This is a genomic window from Blastomonas ursincola (assembly GCF_013607875.1).
GTDB classification, from domain to species: domain Bacteria; phylum Pseudomonadota; class Alphaproteobacteria; order Sphingomonadales; family Sphingomonadaceae; genus Blastomonas; species Blastomonas ursincola.
This window is the reverse complement of the sequence record NZ_VDES01000002.1, coordinates 1,438,387-1,451,305: the sequence shown is the minus strand read 5'-3', so window position 1 is coordinate 1,451,305 and position 12,919 is coordinate 1,438,387. Positions and strand designations below refer to the sequence as shown.

Sequence of the window (12,919 nt, the reverse complement as noted above, 5' to 3'; positions counted from 1 at the left end):
CGCCTGCCTCCAGTGTTACCAAGGTAACACCTCGCATGACCATCATCAATCCTGCCGGGTCATCACCACCAGCGCTCGGGCCGCGCGGTGAACCCGGCGCGTTCCTCGATCGCAAGACCTGCATTGAGCACGCCCTGCTCGTCGAGCGGCTTGCCGATGATCTGCAGGCCCAGCGGCAAGCCCTGGCTGTCGAGACCGCCGGGCACCGACATCGCGGGCAGCCCCGCCAGCGAGGCGGGCACAGCGAACACGTCGTTCAGATACATGGCGATCGGATCGTCGCTGTTCTCGCCCAGACCGAACGCGGCGCTCGGCGCGGTCGGCGCGAGCAGCACGTCGCAATGCTCCCACACTTGCGCGAAATCGCGGGCGATCAGCGCGCGGACCTTTTGCGCCTGGGTATAATAGGCGTCGTAGAATCCAGCGGACAGCACATAGGTGCCGATCATGATGCGGCGCTTGACCTCGGGTCCGAAACCGGCGGCGCGGGTCGCGGCATACATGTCCTGCAGGCCTGCGCCATCGGGCAGGTTGCGCTGGCCGTAGCGCACGCCGTCATAGCGCGCGAGGTTGGACGAGGCTTCGGCCGGGGCGATGATATAATAAGCGGGCAGCGCATAGCGCGTGTGCGGCAGCGAGACCTCGACGATCTCCGCCCCGGCGTCGCGCAGCCATTCGGCGCCCTTGTCCCAGATCGCGGCGATCTCGGCATTCATGCCGTCCATGCGATATTCCTTGGGAATACCGACGCGCTTGCCCTTGAGATTGCTCGACAATGCGGCTTCCCATTGCGGCACCGGCAGGTCGAGCGAGGTCGAATCCTTGGGGTCGAAGCCGCTCATCGCCTCGAGCATGATCGCGCAGTCGCGCACGTCGCGCGCCATCGGGCCTGCCTGGTCGAGCGAGGAGGCAAAGGCGATCACGCCCCAGCGCGAGCAGCGGCCGTAAGTCGGCTTGATGCCGCTGATGCCGGTGAACGCGGCGGGCTGGCGGATCGAGCCACCGGTATCGGTCCCGGTCGCCGCCGGGCACAGCCGCGCGGAAATCGCCGCCGAGCTGCCGCCGGATGAACCACCGGGAGCCAGCGGTGCATTGCCGCCATCGTTGCGCCGCCAGGGCGAGATCACGTTGCCGAACGCGCTGGTCTCATTCGAGGATCCCATCGCGAACTGGTCCATGTTGAGCTTGCCCAGCATCCCTGCGCCCGCGTCCCACAGCTTCTGGCTGACGGTCGATTCATAGGTGGGCTTGAACCCGTTCAGGATCTCGCTCGCCGCGCGCGCCTCGACGCCCACGGTGCAGAACAGGTCCTTCATGCCGATCGGCACGCCGGCCATGATCGGCAGTTCCTCGCCTGCCGCGCGCTTCGCGTCGATCGCGTCGGCGGCCGCGAGCGCGTGTTCGGGCGTGTCGATCAGAAAGGCGTTGAGCGCCTTGGCCTCGGCGACATTGGCATTGAACGCGGTCGCGACTTCGCGCGCGCTGAAGGTTCCGGCGCGCACGCCGTTGCGGATATCGGCAACGCCGAGATCGGTAAGGTCGGTCATGGTTATTCGATCACCTTCGGAACGCCGAAAAAGCCGTGTTCGGCTGCAGGCGCATTGGCCAGCACCTTGTCGCGGATATTGCCGTCGGTGACGACATCCTCGCGCAGGCGCAGGGTGTTGGGAATGACGGCGGTCATCGGCTCGACGCCGGTGACATCGACTTCGCCCAATTGCTCTACCCAGCCCAATATGCCGTTGAATTCCGGCACCATGGCTTCGACCTCGGCGTCGGTCATCGCGATCCGCGCCAGGCTGGCGATCTTCTTGACGGTTTTGCTATCTACAGACATGCCCCAGCGGCTAGCACTGGCCCGCGCGGCCATCAAGCGGGCAAATGCTGCATTTGCGCAATCCGCGCGCGGGCAACACTTTGCTGGCAGTAACCGTAATCGGTTTCTATATGCGCCCCGAAGGCCCGCGTGTGCCCGCGCGCCTGCCCCGCCCCGGAGACTGTCTTGGCCCGCAAGTTCCTGTACCTGATCGCGACGATCATCTTCCTGATTGTCGCAGCTTTCGCTGCCTACCGCCTGTTTCCGCAGCAGATTTTTGCCGCAGCCTTCGTGCCCTCGGCTGAGTTCGTGAAGCCCGAGGCGGTCGAGACCAGCGCCTATGCCGATCCGAAGATGTGGTTCTCGCGCCCTGGCATCACCGGCGATGCCAATCCGGCGCTCTGGACCCCGGAAGGCGTCGAGGCAACCAAGACACCCAAGGTCGCGATCTTCTACATCCACCCGACATCGTACATGAAGCGCGCGCTGTGGAACGCACCGCTGAACGACAAGGAATCACAGGATCGCGCGCGCATCTTCCTGCGCAGCCAGGCGAGCGTGTTCAATGGCGTTGGCGAAATCTGGGCGCCGCGCTATCGCCAGGCCGCAATCGGCGCGTTCCTGACCACCCGGCCCGAAGCGCAAATGGCATTCGACGCCGCCTATTCGGACATTCTCGCCGCGTTCGACGAGTTCGTCGCCGAAATCCCCAAGGACATGCCGATCATCATCGCCGGGCACAGCCAGGGCGGCCTGCACCTGACCACGCTGATGCGCCAGCGCGTCGTCACCCGCCCGCTCGCCGACCGGATCGTCGCGGCCTATGTCATCGGCTGGCCCGTCTCGCTGACCACGGATCTGCTCGCGCTGGGCCTGCCGCCCTGCACCGACCCCGACCAGGCGAACTGCATGATCGGCTTCCAGAGCTTTGGCGAACCCGCCGAGCCGCAGCTGCTGCTCGATGCCTATGCCGCAAGCGTCGGCTTCGACGGAGAGCTGCGTGGCCAGAGCCCGATGCTGTGCGTCAATCCGATCACCGGGGTGCTCGGCGACGAGGCCCCGGCCGACCGCAACCTCGGCACGCTGGTGCCCAACGAGGAACTGACCGACGGCGTCATCACCCCTGCACTGGTCGGCGCGAAATGCGACGATCGCGGGCTGCTGCTGCTCGGCGGCGAACCGCAGCTTGGCCCCTATGTGCTGCCGGGTAACAACTATCACGTCTATGATTATCCGCTGTTCTGGGCGAACCTTCGCGCCGACGCGGAACGGAGGGTAGCCGCATTTCTGGCCAGGTGATCACCACGCACGCGGCGGATTTCCGCGCCGCGCTGCCCGCAGGCGGACGGCTCATCGGGCTCGATGTCGGCACCAAGACCATCGGCACCGCGTTCTGCGATGCCGGTTGGAGCTTTGCCACCGCTGCCAAGACGATCAAGCGCACCAAGTTCGGCGCGGACAAGGCGGCGATCGAGCAACTGGTGCGCGAGCAGGAAATTCGCGGGATCGTTATCGGCCTGCCGCTCAACATGGACGGGACGGACAGTCCGCGCACGCAGAGCACCCGCGCCTTTGCCCGCAACATCGCGGTGCTGGGACTGCCGGTGCTGCTCTGGGACGAGCGCTGGTCGACGCAAGCCGTCGAGCGCGCGATGATCGATGCGGACATGAGCCGCGCCAAGCGCGCCGAGCGCGTCGACAGCGCCGCGGCCGCGTTCATCCTGCAGGGTGCGATCGACGCAATGGCGGGCCAGAGTGATTTCGAGTGAAATGGAACATTTCACGGCTCGGAAATCACGGTAAACCAGGAATTCGGACCCTGTTCGCTGTTGATCCTTTCAAAAGCGAACAGGGTCTGAAATGCGCGCCCGCGTCGATCAACAAAAATCAGCGGAAATTGTCGGCATAGGCCTGGATCTTCAGGCGGCGTGGCGGCGTCTGCTCGATCCGCGCGGTAATGCCGTATTTCTCGGCATAGGCTTTCGCCGCCTCCAGATCGGGAAATTTCAGCACGACCTGCTGCTGCGTATCGCCAGAACCCGCCCATCCGGTGAGCGGATCGGGCTTCTTGGCTTCGGCGGGCTCGAATTCGAGCACCCAAAGATCGGTCAGCGCGCGGCCCGACTGCATGGCATTCTTGGGGCGCTGATAGATTCGTGCGGCCATTTTCTTGCTTCCGTCCCGGGAAAAAGGTGATGTGCGCGCCTTTGCTACACCGGGGCGGTGCGGGTCAAGGCCGAACGCCCTGCAGCGACGGCGCTCCTCTCATTCGCCGCGGCGCTGACGGGTCATGATGCCGCCGCGCTTGCGGATCGATCCGGGCATCCATTTCGCGGCAAAGGCCAGGCGCTTGGCGGTCGGGCCGACATAGCTGTGCACGTGCTTGGGATCGTGCACCGCGTTCCACGCGGCTTCGGCGACGATCGAGACCGGCGCGATCTCCAGCCCTGCCGCCGTCACGCTGTCGCGGCTCGACTGGTTGGTGCGCGCCACAGGCCCGTCGAGTAGCGGCGTGTCAATGAAGCTCGGCAACAGCGCGCGGACGCGGATATTGTCCGGCCCCCATTCGATGTCGAGCGCTTCGGAGAGCCCGCGCACCGCGAACTTGGTCGCCGAATAGACCGAAAGCCCCGCCGAGCCGTAGATTCCGCTCGCCGATGAGGTGTTCAGCAGGCACGATCCGGGCGTCGCCTTGAGGTACTTGTGCCCGATATGCGCGCCATAGACGACGCCCTTGAAGTTGATGTCGACAAGCTTCTCGATGTCATCCTCGCTATGCTCCTCGAGCAGCCCGCCAATGCCCACCCCGGCGTTGTTGAACAGCACGTGCAGCTTGCCGCCGCTCTTCTCGGTGAACGCCTCGAGCGCCTGGGTCCATTGCTCGCGGCTGCGCACGTCGAGGCTGTGGATCGACGCCATGCCCGCAGGCAGCATCGCGGCGGTCTCTTCCATGCCCTTCACGTTGACATCGGCCAAGCCCACGAACCAGCCGCGCGCCGCAAAATAGCGCGCCACCTCGCGCCCGATGCCCGAAGCGCCGCCGGTGATGAAAATGTACTTGGTGTCGGTCATGTAATTCAGGCTCCCCTCGCTCCCACTTTTCCGAGTTCCCGAGCGAAGTCGAGGGACGTATGCGCTAGCGATTGCGAGCACGTCCCTCGACTTCGCTCGGGACAGACGGAAAGCATTTATCACAGGACCTAAGCTCACCAATTCCCCCGCGCAAGTGGCTAGCCAGCGCCGCTTGCGCCCGCCTATAAGCGTACAGGCATGGCGACCTCCCCCTCCCCTTCCCGGCCGCAAGGCGCGCGCGGCCCTGCCGTAGCGTTCGAGGGAGTGCGCAAGGCCTATGGCGGCACGATCGCCATCGACCGGGTGAGCGCGCACATCCTGCCCGGTACATTCGTGGCGATCGTCGGAAGCTCCGGATCGGGCAAGTCGACACTGCTGAAAACCGTCAACCGGCTGATCGAACCCGATTCGGGCAAGGTGTGTATCGATGGCCTGGACGTCGGGACGCACGAGCCGCACCAGCTGCGCCGCTCGATCGGCTATGTCTTCCAGAATATCGGCCTGTTCCCGCACATGACCGTTGCGCAGAATATCGGCATCGGATCGCGGCTGGCGACACGAAGACGGCTCCCAGCCGCGCGTGTCGCCGAACTGCTCGATCTGGTCGACCTGCCCCGCGATTTCGCCTCGCGCCTGCCCGAGCAGCTTTCCGGCGGGCAGAAGCAGCGCGTCGGCGTCGCCCGGGCGCTGGCAGGCGAGCCGGGGCTGATGCTGATGGACGAACCGTTCGGCGCGCTCGACCCGGTGACGCGCGAGGCGCTGGGCGAACAATATCGCGCGCTGCACGACCGGCTGGGGCTCACAACGATCATGGTCACCCACGACATGGCCGAGGCGCTGCTGTTCGCCGATCGGGTGTGGGTGATGGCGAGCGGCCGGATCGTGGCGGATGCGAGCCCGGCCCAGCTGATCGCGGGCGGCTGCGGCGCGGAGGCCGAAGCGCTGGTCGCGGTGCCGCGCCTGCAGGCGGAGCGGATCACCGCGATGCGGGACGGGGTTTGAGCGTGGGGCTCGGGTTCGCGATCACGTCCCTCGACTTCGCTCGGGACAAACGGAGAGAGGTAGATCGGCCTTGCTTTCAAAGCTGGCGCACAAACTTTTCCGAGTTCCCGAGCCCTTCGGCTGGCTGGCAAGCCAGCCGCTCAGGGTGGACCAAGGTCGAGGGACCTATGCGCCACACGGTAGCGAGCTGATCCCATGCCGCTAGACTGGCCCCGTCTGATCGACCTTCTCGCGCAGCACGTGCAGCTCAGCTTTGCCGCGCTGGGGCTCGCGCTGCTGATCGCTCTCCCCCTCGCCATCTGGTCGGTACGCAACCGCACGGTCGCGAGCATCACCCTGGGTTTTGCCAGCCTCGTCCAGACCATCCCCGCGCTGGCCCTGCTGGCGCTGTTCTTTCCGCTGCTGCTCGCGCTCTCCACATTGTTCGGCGATGCGGTCTCGCCGCTCGGTTTTCTGCCCTCGCTGCTCGCGCTCACCCTCTATGCGCTGTTGCCGATCCTGCGCAATGCGGTGACCGGGCTGCGCTCGGTCGATCCCGCGATGATCGAGGCCGCCGATGGCGTGGGCATGACGAGCCTGCAGAAGTTGTGGCTGGTCGAGGCTCCGCTCGCCTCGACCACGATCATGGCGGGGGTGCGCACCGCCGCGGTGTGGACGATCGGCGCGGCGACGCTCTCCACCACGGTCGGCCAGCCGAGCCTGGGCGACCTGATCTTTGCCGGGTTGCAGACGCAGAACTGGTCGCTGGTGCTCGAAGGATGCCTCGCCGCTGCGGGGCTCGCGATCGCAGTCGACCTGCTGCTCGGGCTGATCGAGAGCGGCATCGCGCACCGCCGCCATGCGCGCATCTGGGGCGCCGGTATCGCCCTTGCGGTCGGCCTGGCGCTCGCGCTCTGGCCCGCGCCGCAGAGCGACAAGCCGGTGGTAACTATCGGCGCCAAGCGCTTCTCGGAGCAGTATATTCTCGCGCGGCTGATCGGGCGGCGGCTCGAGGCGGCCGGGTATGACGTGCGGTACCGCGAGGGCCTTGGCAGCGCGGTGGTCTATCGTGCACTCGCCAGCGACGAGGTGCAAGTCTATGTCGATTATGCTGGCACGATCTGGACCAACGAGATGCAGCGTCAGGACCCCGAGCCGCGCGCCGCGATGATCGCCGAGATCGCGCGCTGGGCGAAGGCGCAGCACGGCGTGCAACTGGTCGGGCCGCTGGGTTTCGAGAATACCTATGCGTTTGCGGTGCGCCCCGAGGATGCAAAGCGCCTGAATTTGGACAGCCTCGACGATGTCGTCCGCGTCGCGCCCGATTTCGTTTTCGGCACCGATGTCGAGTTTCTCGAACGCCCCGAATGGCAGATGGTGCAAAGAGCCTATCCGCTGCGCTTCAAGGGCCGCCGCGCGTTCGAGCCCACCTTCATGTACCGCGCGCTCTCGCTCGGCGAGGCGGACATCATCTCGGCGTTCAGCTCGGACGGGCGCATCGCCGCGAACGGCTTCTTGATCCTCAAGGACCCCAAGGGCGCGGTGCCGAGCTATGACGCGATCCTGCTCGCCAGCCGCTCCGCCGCTGCCGATCCGCGCCTCATCGCGGCGCTCCGGCCTCTGGTCGGCGCAATCCCGGTGGAAAAAATGCGTGAGGCCAATTATCGCGTCGACAGGGACAAGAACAAGCAAAGCCCCGCCGATTCGGCTGCCTGGCTCGACCGAGCCATTTCCGCGAAGACCGAGGACCAAAATCCATGATGATCAAGCGCCTGCTGCTGACTCTTTTCATCGCGCCGATGCTGATGTGCGCGAATGCGGCGCATGCTGCGGTGACCATCACCTTCTACAGCCACGAACTGGGCAGCCAGTTCCCGCACGCCTTTGCGACGCTCAAGGGCAAGGTGGATTCGACCGGAGAGGTGGTCGACACCAATGTCGGCTTTACCGCGACCAGCACCGGCCCCAGCATCCTGTTCGGCTGGGTCGAGGGCCGGGTGAGCGTGGTGAAGCCCAAATATATCGAGAGCAGCGCGCCGCATTTCAGCTATGAGCTCACCGATGCCGAATATCGCGCGGTGATGGCCGTTGCCGACAAATGGCGCAAGAAGCCGCAGAAGAACTACAATCTCAACAAGGCTAATTGCGTGCATTTCATCGGCGAGATCGCCACGGCGGCGGGCCTCAAGATCAACCCGAGCAGCAAGTTCTTCAAGAAGCCGACCAGCTTCCTCAAGGAGGTGACCGCGCTCAGCCGTGGCCGCCTGGCGAGCGGACGCATCCTTTACAAGGGGTGAGCGCTACAGCGCGGCGTTGTTGTAGCAATGCCAGGTGAGGATCGCGACCGCGCCGCGATGCGGTGACCAGGGGTCGGCGAGCAGCCGGGTTTCCTTTTCGGACGGGCGCGTTTCCAGACCCAGGATGCGGCCGATGCCCGCCTGCACCGCCAGATCGCCTGCGGGCCAGATATCGGGGCGGCCTTCGGCGAACAGCAGATAGATTTCCGCCGACCAGCGGCCGATGCCCTTGATCTTCACCAGATCGGCAATCGCCGCCTCGTCGTCCTCCGGCAGGTTGTCGAGATCGAGCCCGCCGCTCACCACCAGCTCGGCAAGCGAGCGGGCATAGCCCTGTTTCTGCCGCGACAGGCCGCAGGCGCGTAAGGACTCGAAATCCGCCGCGATCAGCGCATCGGGCGCGCAGCCGGCACCCAGCGCGGCTTCGAGCTTGTTCCACACCGAGGCCGCCGCCGCGACGCTGACCTGCTGGCCGACGATGGTACGCAGCAGCGTCGCATAGCCGCGATCGCGGATGCGGGTTTCAGGATAGCCGGCGATTTGGAGCGCGCGGGCGATCGCCGGTTCGCGCGCGGCAACGGCATCCAACCCTCCGGTCAGCTGCTCTGCGGTCAATCCCATAACTGCATCCTCATCCATTCTGCCGCTTGCAATCGCGCTTGGCGTTGATCATAGCAACCGCGTTCGGGGGGCCAATGCCCGTTTTCACTCTATTGGGGAGTTTCCATGCCAAAGCTGACCGTCATCAATCGCGCGGGCGAAGAGAGCACCATCGATGCCGATACCGGCCTGTCGGTGATGGAAGCGATCCGCGACAACGGCTTTGACGAACTTCTGGCGCTGTGCGGCGGCTGCTGCTCATGCGCGACCTGCCATGTCCATGTCGATGCCGCCTGGGTCGACAAGCTGCCCGCGATCAGCGCCGACGAGGACGACCTGCTCGACAGCTCGGACCACCGCAACGAGACCTCGCGCCTGTCGTGCCAGATCCAGCTTACCGACGCGCTCGACGGCCTGAAGGTCGCGATCGCGCCCGAGGATTGATCCGGGCGAATTGATCAGATGCCGCCGGGCGTGACCTCGCGCCCGGCCGCCTCCAGCGAGGCGGTCAGCTCTGCCGCGCAGGCATCGAGCGCGGCCTGGTCGACCGAGCGGATGACGAAATTCGCGCCGACCCGGCCTTCGCGGAAGAACGGATAGCTGCCGATCTGGCACTGATCGTGCGCGCGTTCGGTCGCGCCCAGCATGTCCGCCACTTCGCTTTCCGCAACCCAGCAGCCCAATGTCGCCGACAGCACCGGCAGACCGCCTTCGAGCGTGCCGGTGAGCGCATCGAGCATGCCGGCGGTGATGTGCGGCACGCCCGCCATCAGGAACAGGTTGCCGATGCGGATGCCCGGCGCGCCCGACATGCGGTTCTCGATCAGCTCCGCGCCATCGGGCACGCGCGCCATGCGCAGACGGCCTTCGGTAAGACCGCCGCGGGTTTCGTAATAGCGCTCCAGCACCGCCCGCGCGACCGGATGGATCACCACCTCGACGCCCAGCGCCCGGGCGATGGCATCGACGGTGATGTCGTCATGCGTGGGGCCGATGCCGCCGGTGGTGAACAGATAGTCGTTGCGGCTGCGCAGGATGTTCACCGCCTCGATGATCGCCTCCATGTCGTCGGCGACGACGCGCACCTCCTTCAGCCTTATGCCCTGCACGTTCAGCCAGGTCGCGACCTGCGCGACATTCTTGTCCTGGGTGCGGCCGGAAAGGATTTCATCGCCGATCACGATCAGCGCGGCGGTCCAGATGCGGGGGGTGGTAGCGGTGGCGTCAGCTGTCATGCGCCGGTGTTTAGCGCGTGCGCAAACCGGCGCAAGCGGTTCGTGCGCGCCGCCGTCATTCGCTCCAGAAGGTGCGGCAGCCGAGCGCCGCGAGCGCCGGATCGCGGGTGATGACGGTCAGATCATCGTGGATCGCCTGCGCCGCGATCATCCGGTCGAACGGATCGCGATGTTCGCCCGGAAGCGATCCGGCGAGCAGGCCATTCGACACGCTGACGCCAAGTTCAAGAAAGCCGTCTGCTCGCGCCAGATACTCGAATTTCTCGTATACCGGAATGGCGGCATCCCATTTGTCGATGCGGCATTTGGTCGCAACTTCCCAAGCAGACACAGCGCTCACGAAAATGGTGTTGCGTTCGTCCCCGATTTCCTCGGCCACCGGCTGTGGCAACGCCTTATCCCCAACCCACCACCAGACCAGAGCATGGGTGTCGAATAGATAATCGGTCATTCCCAGGCCCGGAGCTCTTCTTCGGGCAGAGGATCGAAGAAAAAGCTGTCCGGGATCGGCTGTGACAGCTTCAGCCGCCCCGGCCGCCGCTCCACCTTCACCTTTTCGAGCGGCACCAGCCGGGCATAGGGTTTGCCCGCCTTGGCAAGGATGATCTCCTCGCCGGCATGTGCACGGTCGAGCAGCTTGGAGAAATGCGTTTTCGCGTCATGGACGTTGACGATGCTGGTCATGACAGACGGTTAGTCCATTGATCGGACTAAGTCAATGGACTAAGCCCAGGCCCAACCCGCAGGAACGCGCAAGGGGTCGCCAAATCGCCGCCCCTGCCCTATATGGAACCACCATGAACCAGTATGTCCACGTTACCAATGCCGACACGCCGATGCGCGATGGCACGATCAAGCTGCACGGCCCCGAGGGCTTCGAGGGGATGCGCAAGGCGGGCCAGCTCGCCGCGCATGTGCTCGACGAGCTGACGAGCTTCGTCACCGAAGGAGTGACGACCGAAGAGATCGACGCCAAGGCACGCGAGCTGATGCTCGCTGGTGGCGGCATTCCGGCGACACTCGGCTATCGCGGTTTCACCCACAGCTGCTGCACCTCGATCAACCATGTCGTGTGTCACGGCATTCCGGGTGACCGCAAGCTCAAGGAAGGCGATATCGTCAATATCGACGTCACCCCGATCGTCGATGGCTGGCATGGCGATACCAGCCGCATGTTCCTGATCGGCGATGTCGGCGTGAAGGCGCGGCGGCTGGTCGATGTGACCTATGAGTGCCTGATGCTGGGCATTGAGCAGGCGCGCCCCGGCAACACGATGGGCGATGTCGCGCACGCGATCCAGTCCTATGCCGAAAAGCACCGTTATGGCGTGGTCCGCGATTTCTGCGGCCATGGCCTGGGCAAGCTGTTCCACGATGCGCCCGAAGTGGTGCATGTGGGTCGTCCCGGCACCGGGCCCGAGCTCAAGCCCGGCATGTTCTTCACCATCGAGCCGATGATCAATATCGGCAAGCACGCGGTTAAGATGCTCGAGGATGGCTGGACGGCCGTCACCCGCGACCGCTCGCTCTCGGCGCAGTTCGAACATTCGATCGGGATTACGGAGACCGGCTGCGAGATCTTCACCAAGAGCGCCAGGGGCCTCGATCGCCCGCCTTATTGATCGGGGATCGTGTCCAGCTCGGCAAATAGGGATGCTTGATCGCGCGCGCCATGCGCAACGCGAACAATAATCAGGTCGTCGGCACTGACCTGGTAATGGATCAGATATCTACCGACACCCCGACTACGCATACCTTCGACCAGATCATAGCGTGGCGCTCCAATCCCGGGCATTTCTGCTAGCTTGGCGAACAGCGATTGAAAGCGGTCTGTTTGCCGGTCCGCCGCGTCAGGATTGAACTCCGCCACATAGTCGTAGGCGTCGTCGATATCCTGGCTGGCTGCTTCGGAAATGACGATGTTCAGGCGCGTTGGGATAGCTCGCTCCTCTTGGCTTCCAGGCGAGCACGCCCACGCGCTTTCACGGCCTCAGGGTCCCACTCGAGGACCCGCCCCGCCTCAATATCGTCGATACCCTTCTGGATTTCGCGGCGCAGATGCTCCAGCTCGGCCTGCTGCATCTGGCGTTCGAGTTCCCAGCCCCGCAGGGCATCGCGGATCGCCTCGCTGATACTCGCGTATTCGCCTGCTTCGACGGCTGCATGCAGCAGCTTGTGATGCGCGTCGGTCAGGGTGATACTGGCCTTTTCCATGACAGTCCTTTCACTTTGGTACGATTATATCCTACCAGCGCGGCCGGAGGCAAGCCACACTCATTCCCCAAGCGCATGCCCAAAATTTGGGCATCGCCAAGCCCGCCTGCCCGCAATTCCATCACGGCCCGCAATAATATTGCACCGCACACAAGCTTTTGTGGCGGAATGCGTCTTGGCACGTTAATTGTTTGGTAGCAGTCAATGGGGGACTCGGGGGACCGCGCCGCGTGCAGGTTCTCAAAGCCTCATACAGCCATATCATGACGCAGCGGTTCGCCGCTGTGTTGCTTCCCACAACCGCCCTGCCCTTGCGGGCCAGGCGGAAGACGACAGGATGATCAGGGACTTATGAAGAAGATCGAGGCGATCATCAAACCGTTCAAGCTCGATGAGGTGAAGGAGGCGCTGCACGAAGTCGGCGTTTCGGGCATCACCGTGACCGAGGCCAAGGGCTTCGGCCGCCAGAAAGGCCATACCGAGCTTTACCGGGGCGCCGAATATATCGTCGATTTCCTCCCCAAGGTGAAGCTTGAGGTCGTGGTCGACGATGCGCTGGCCGAGCGCGTGGTCGAGGCGATCGCCGCCGCCGCGCAGACCGGCCGGATCGGCGACGGCAAGATTTTCGTGATCCCTGTGGAAACCGCACTGCGCATCCGCACGGGTGAACGGGATAACGACGCGGTCTGATCAACAGAACGCGC

The 12,919-nt window shown here is 64.7% G+C and carries 18 protein-coding genes; 8 read left to right on the top strand and 10 right to left on the bottom strand.

Annotated features, from left to right (window positions below; genetic code table 11):
- Positions 1-62: 62 nt before the first annotated feature.
- Positions 63-1,547: an Asp-tRNA(Asn)/Glu-tRNA(Gln) amidotransferase subunit GatA gene (gatA, locus tag FG486_RS13020; protein ID WP_181267809.1), complete on the bottom strand. Its 1,485-nt coding sequence runs from the start codon at positions 1,545-1,547 to the stop codon at positions 63-65.
- Between the two features lie 2 nt (positions 1,548-1,549).
- A complete protein-coding gene (gene gatC, locus FG486_RS13015; RefSeq protein WP_066277326.1) occupies positions 1,550-1,837 on the bottom strand; it encodes an Asp-tRNA(Asn)/Glu-tRNA(Gln) amidotransferase subunit GatC in 288 nt (95 codons plus the stop codon).
- 165 nt (positions 1,838-2,002) lie between these two features.
- Here gatC and FG486_RS13010 point away from each other — a divergent pair, with 165 nt between their 5' ends.
- The gene (locus FG486_RS13010) at positions 2,003-3,115 is read left to right on the top strand and encodes a DUF3089 domain-containing protein (protein ID WP_181267808.1); all 1,113 of its coding nucleotides are present in this window, start codon (positions 2,003-2,005) and stop codon (positions 3,113-3,115) included.
- Positions 3,112-3,585 carry a Holliday junction resolvase RuvX gene (ruvX, locus tag FG486_RS13005; RefSeq protein ID WP_181267807.1) on the top strand — a complete coding sequence of 158 codons (474 nt, stop codon included), beginning with the start codon at positions 3,112-3,114 and terminating at the stop codon, positions 3,583-3,585. Before FG486_RS13010 ends, ruvX begins: the two co-directional genes overlap by 4 nt.
- A 118-nt stretch (positions 3,586-3,703) precedes the next feature.
- Here the strand turns inward: ruvX and FG486_RS13000 are convergent, their stop codons facing one another.
- Both FG486_RS13000 and FG486_RS12995 read right to left on the bottom strand, forming a co-directional pair.
- Positions 3,704-3,982, bottom strand: a complete 279-nt coding sequence (locus FG486_RS13000) for an ETC complex I subunit (protein WP_181267806.1) — start codon at positions 3,980-3,982, stop codon at positions 3,704-3,706.
- Positions 3,983-4,081: 99 nt separating this feature from the next.
- The gene (locus tag FG486_RS12995; RefSeq protein WP_181267805.1) at positions 4,082-4,888 is read right to left on the bottom strand and encodes an SDR family oxidoreductase; all 807 of its coding nucleotides are present in this window, start codon (positions 4,886-4,888) and stop codon (positions 4,082-4,084) included.
- A gap of 198 nt (positions 4,889-5,086) precedes the next feature.
- Between FG486_RS12995 and FG486_RS12990 the strand changes: the two genes are divergently transcribed.
- From FG486_RS12990 to FG486_RS12980, 3 genes are all read left to right on the top strand, one after another.
- The gene (locus tag FG486_RS12990; protein ID WP_181267804.1) at positions 5,087-5,890 is read left to right on the top strand and encodes an ATP-binding cassette domain-containing protein; all 804 of its coding nucleotides are present in this window, start codon (positions 5,087-5,089) and stop codon (positions 5,888-5,890) included.
- Between the two features lie 195 nt (positions 5,891-6,085).
- Positions 6,086-7,630 (top strand): ABC transporter permease/substrate-binding protein, encoded by a 1,545-nt coding sequence (locus tag FG486_RS12985; RefSeq protein WP_181267803.1) that lies wholly within the window; start codon positions 6,086-6,088, stop codon positions 7,628-7,630.
- On the top strand, positions 7,627-8,166 hold the full coding sequence (locus FG486_RS12980; protein ID WP_066277281.1) for an aldo-keto reductase family protein: 540 nt from the start codon (positions 7,627-7,629) through the stop codon (positions 8,164-8,166). The genes FG486_RS12985 and FG486_RS12980 overlap by 4 nt, the downstream gene beginning before the upstream one ends.
- 3 nt (positions 8,167-8,169) lie before the next feature.
- Here the strand turns inward: FG486_RS12980 and FG486_RS12975 are convergent, their stop codons facing one another.
- Entirely contained in the window at positions 8,170-8,787 is a 618-nt protein-coding gene (locus FG486_RS12975; RefSeq protein WP_066277283.1) for a DNA-3-methyladenine glycosylase family protein, read from the bottom strand.
- A 105-nt stretch (positions 8,788-8,892) separates the two neighbouring features.
- Here FG486_RS12975 and FG486_RS12970 point away from each other — a divergent pair, with 105 nt between their 5' ends.
- Entirely contained in the window at positions 8,893-9,210 is a 318-nt protein-coding gene (locus tag FG486_RS12970; protein ID WP_023837808.1) for a 2Fe-2S iron-sulfur cluster-binding protein, read from the top strand.
- A gap of 14 nt (positions 9,211-9,224) precedes the next feature.
- Here FG486_RS12970 and FG486_RS12965 read toward each other — a convergent pair whose 3' ends face one another.
- The 3 genes from FG486_RS12965 to FG486_RS12955 are packed head-to-tail and all read right to left on the bottom strand — an operon-like array spanning position 9,225 to position 10,685.
- On the bottom strand, positions 9,225-10,001 hold the full coding sequence (locus FG486_RS12965) for a competence/damage-inducible protein A (RefSeq protein ID WP_066277287.1): 777 nt from the start codon (positions 9,999-10,001) through the stop codon (positions 9,225-9,227).
- Positions 10,002-10,056: 55 nt separating this feature from the next.
- The gene (locus FG486_RS12960; RefSeq protein WP_181267802.1) at positions 10,057-10,452 is read right to left on the bottom strand and encodes a type II toxin-antitoxin system VapC family toxin; all 396 of its coding nucleotides are present in this window, start codon (positions 10,450-10,452) and stop codon (positions 10,057-10,059) included.
- Positions 10,449-10,685 carry a type II toxin-antitoxin system Phd/YefM family antitoxin gene (locus FG486_RS12955; RefSeq protein WP_066277290.1) on the bottom strand — a complete coding sequence of 79 codons (237 nt, stop codon included), beginning with the start codon at positions 10,683-10,685 and terminating at the stop codon, positions 10,449-10,451. Before FG486_RS12955 ends, FG486_RS12960 begins: the two co-directional genes overlap by 4 nt.
- A 113-nt stretch (positions 10,686-10,798) precedes the next feature.
- Here FG486_RS12955 and map point away from each other — a divergent pair, with 113 nt between their 5' ends.
- Positions 10,799-11,623 (top strand): type I methionyl aminopeptidase, encoded by an 825-nt coding sequence (map, locus tag FG486_RS12950; RefSeq protein ID WP_181267801.1) that lies wholly within the window; start codon positions 10,799-10,801, stop codon positions 11,621-11,623.
- On the opposite strand, the gene FG486_RS12945 is transcribed toward map, so the two are convergent.
- Both FG486_RS12945 and FG486_RS12940 read right to left on the bottom strand, forming a co-directional pair.
- Complete coding sequence (locus FG486_RS12945) at positions 11,617-11,916, bottom strand: type II toxin-antitoxin system RelE/ParE family toxin (protein WP_338401622.1); 300 nt, start codon at positions 11,914-11,916, stop codon at positions 11,617-11,619. The two genes, map and FG486_RS12945, sit on opposite strands and share 7 nt — an antisense overlap.
- 8 nt (positions 11,917-11,924) lie before the next feature.
- The gene (locus FG486_RS12940) at positions 11,925-12,215 is read right to left on the bottom strand and encodes a type II toxin-antitoxin system ParD family antitoxin (RefSeq protein ID WP_181267800.1); all 291 of its coding nucleotides are present in this window, start codon (positions 12,213-12,215) and stop codon (positions 11,925-11,927) included.
- 351 nt (positions 12,216-12,566) lie between these two features.
- On the opposite strand from FG486_RS12940, the gene FG486_RS12935 reads away from it, so the two are divergent.
- Positions 12,567-12,905 carry a P-II family nitrogen regulator gene (locus FG486_RS12935; protein WP_060977474.1) on the top strand — a complete coding sequence of 113 codons (339 nt, stop codon included), beginning with the start codon at positions 12,567-12,569 and terminating at the stop codon, positions 12,903-12,905.
- Positions 12,906-12,919: the final 14 nt, after the last annotated feature.